This window comes from Streptomyces sp. SM1 (assembly GCF_002910825.1).
Classification (GTDB): domain Bacteria; phylum Actinomycetota; class Actinomycetes; order Streptomycetales; family Streptomycetaceae; genus Streptomyces; species Streptomyces okerensis.
In genome coordinates this window covers 1-2719 of sequence record NZ_NEUB01000914.1, presented here as the reverse complement: position 1 = coordinate 2719, position 2719 = coordinate 1, and the positions used below count along the sequence as shown (strand labels likewise).

2 protein-coding genes, 1 tRNA gene and 3 pseudogenes are annotated in these 2719 nt (G+C 72.7%); 2 read left to right on the top strand and 4 right to left on the bottom strand.

Annotation, left to right across the window (positions count from 1 at the left end; translation table 11 throughout):
• Window positions 1–9: 9 nt before the first annotated feature.
• Window positions 10–249 (top strand): annotated as a pseudogene (locus B9S61_RS43340) (SelB C-terminal domain-containing protein); the annotation flags it as partial.
• A gap of 41 nt (window positions 250–290) precedes the next feature.
• Here B9S61_RS43340 and B9S61_RS30765 read toward each other — a convergent pair.
• A tRNA-Sec gene (locus B9S61_RS30765) sits at window positions 291–383 on the bottom strand.
• Window positions 384–439: 56 nt separating this feature from the next.
• On the opposite strand from B9S61_RS30765, the gene selD reads away from it, so the two are divergent.
• On the top strand, window positions 440–1465 hold the full coding sequence (gene selD / locus B9S61_RS30760) for a selenide, water dikinase SelD (protein WP_103545156.1): 1026 nt from the start codon (window positions 440–442) through the stop codon (window positions 1463–1465).
• 3 nt (window positions 1466–1468) lie between these two features.
• Here the strand turns inward: selD and B9S61_RS41185 are convergent.
• From B9S61_RS41185 to B9S61_RS30750, 3 genes and pseudogenes are all read right to left on the bottom strand, one after another.
• Window positions 1469–1624 (bottom strand): annotated as a pseudogene (locus tag B9S61_RS41185) (hypothetical protein); the annotation flags it as partial.
• Window positions 1608–1823 (bottom strand): annotated as a pseudogene (locus tag B9S61_RS42755) (glycosyltransferase); the annotation flags it as partial. The pseudogenes B9S61_RS42755 and B9S61_RS41185, both read right to left, overlap by 17 nt.
• 18 nt (window positions 1824–1841) lie before the next feature.
• The coding region (locus tag B9S61_RS30750) for an IS982 family transposase (protein WP_374936231.1) at window positions 1842–2719 on the bottom strand (878 nt) is incomplete at its 5' end.

The window sequence follows — 2719 nt, the reverse complement described above, 5'->3', positions numbered from 1 at the left end:
GCCGGACGGCTGGCCCGACTGGGGCTCGGACGCAGGGAGCTGGCCGCCGCGGTCACGGCGGGCGCGCTGCTGCGGATCGCCGACGGCATCGTCCTGCTGCCGGGAGCCGACGCCCGCGCCGCCGCCGTACTGCGGGAGCTGCCACAGCCGTTCACCCTGAGCGAGGCCCGCCGGGCCCTGGACACCACCCGCAGGGTGGCCGTACCGCTGCTGGAGTTCCTCGACGAGCGGGGCCTCACCGAACGGGTGGACGACCGCACCCGGCGCTGCCGGCCCGGAGAGGCGGAGAGCGGAGGCGGACGGGAATCGAACCCGCCTGCCCGAGATACTCGGGCACCTCGGTTTTGAAGACCGGGAGGGCCACCAGGCACCCACACGCCTCCACCGCCCGTCCAGGCTACCGGCCATCCACCCCGATCCCCGACAAGGAGCCAGGCACATGCACTCCCCGACCCGGACGCCCGTACGTCTCACCCAGTTCGCGCACGGCGGCGGCTGCGCCTGCAAGATCCCGCCGGGAGAACTCGAGGACGTACTCGACGGCCTCACCGCGCCGGTGACCGTCACCGGTGACACCCCGCTGCTGGTGGGTGCGGCCACCGGGGACGACGCGGCCGTGGCCGCCCTGCCCGCGCCGGCCGGGGCCGCGCCACAGGCGGTCGTCTCCACCGCCGACTTCTTCACCCCCGTCGTCGACGACGCCTACGACTGGGGACGCATCGCCGCCGCCAACGCCCTGTCCGACGTGTACGCGATGGGCGGGCGCCCCGTCCTCGCCGTCAACCTCCTCGCCTGGCCCCGGGACGTTCTCCCCTTCGAGCTGGCGCGCGAGGTCCTGCGCGGCGGGCTGACCGTCGCCGCCGAGGCCGGCTGCCATGTGGGCGGCGGGCACAGCGTGGACGACCCGGAGCCCAAGTACGGGATGGCCGTCACCGGTCTGGCGGACCCCGGACGGCTGCTGCGCAACGACGCCGGCCGTCCCGGCGTCCCGCTGTCGCTCACCAAACCCCTCGGGCTGGGCGTGCTCAACAACCGGCACAAGGCCACCGGCGAGCGGTTCGAGGAGGCGGTGGCCACCATGGTGGCGCTCAACCGGGACGCCTCCGCCGCCGCCCTGGCCGCCGGGGCGACCTGCGCCACGGACGTCACCGGCTTCGGCCTCCTCGGCCACCTCCACAAACTCGCCCGCGCCTCCGGCGTCACCGCGGTGATCGACACCGCCGCCGTGCCCTGCCTGGACGGGGCCCGCCGGGCGGTGCGGGACGGCTACGTCAGCGGCGGCACCCGCCGGAACCTGGAGTGGGTGACGCCGACCACCGACTTCGGGACGGCGGACGAGGAGACCCGGCTGCTGCTGGCCGACGCCCAGACCTCGGGCGGGCTGCTGGTGGCGGGCGAGGTGCCCGGCGCCCCGGTGATCGGCGAACTCGTCCCGCAGAGCACGCACACCGTCGTACTCGGCTGAGCCTCAGGTCCCCGTGCCGGTCGCCTCGTCGATGCCCGCCCGCTCCCGGTACCGGCGCACCAGCTCCGGGGCGGCCGCGCCCCTCGGACGGTGCCCCGGCCGGATGTCGACCGCCAGCGCCTTCGCCTCCTGGATGTGCGTGTTGGGGTCGAGCGACAACCCGGGAGCCGGGTGCCAGCCGGGTGCCGATCGCGATGTCCGAATGCCCGGAGATCAGCGGGGCCACCAGCGGCAGCAGCGCCGCGAGGTCGGTGGACAGGTCCACGTCCAGGTAGGCGAGCACCGGGGCGCGCGACCGCGACCAGGCGGTGTGCAGGGCGCGTCCGCGTCCCTTCTCGGCCAGCCGCAGCCACTCGACGAGTCTTTCCGAATACGGTCAGTGGTCGTAGGCGGTCAGTGAGCGGCTGATCGCCTGGCCGGTCTGGAAGTTGTGCCAGATCGCGGCGGCCAGGGCCAGCACACGCTGAGCGACACGGACAGCGACGCCCTCGACGGTGCGCCCGCCGTGTTGTTCCAGGTCGAGCTGGCCCTTGAGGGTGTCGTTGACCGACTCGATCAGCTGGCGGACCTTCTTGAGCATCGGCTCGCCGGGCCGCAGGATCTCCCTCTTCCTCGACGGCCGCAGCAGCGTGATGCCCTGTACGGACAGTGACCGCTCGAAGGTCTTCGACGCGAAGCCCTTGTCGCTGATCAGCAGCAGGCCCGGCCGCACGCGCACCAGCTCGGCATCGACCTCCAGCATCGCGGCCAGCACCTCGCGCTCGCCGAGCTTCGGATCGGCCAGCGCCCACAGGATCGGCATCCCGGCCGGGGTGCACACCAGGTACAGCCGCAGCCCCCAGAAGAACCGCGAATGCGACGCGCAGTAGCCGTAGTTGGCCCAGCCCGCCAGCTCCGAGCGCTTGACCGTGGGGCGGGACATCCCGCACGGCACCGGGGTCGAGTCCGTGATCCACACCGTGTCGTGCCAGAAGTCGGTGTCCTTGGCGAGCACCCGTATCACGCGTTTGATCTGCGGCAGCGCGGCACGCAGCCGCTTGTTGTAGCCGGCATCCTGCGGGACGAAGGGAAACATGTCCTGGAGGTGTGCGCGGACGTACCGCAGCCAGCGGGCCTCGCAGTGGAAGCCGAGCATCGCCTGCATGACCGCCAGGCACAGCAACTCCGAGTGACTGAGTTTCGGTGGCCGGCCCGGCAGCCGCACGATACCCGCCAAGTCGTCGTCGATCTTCACGTACAGTGCGGTCACGAGGG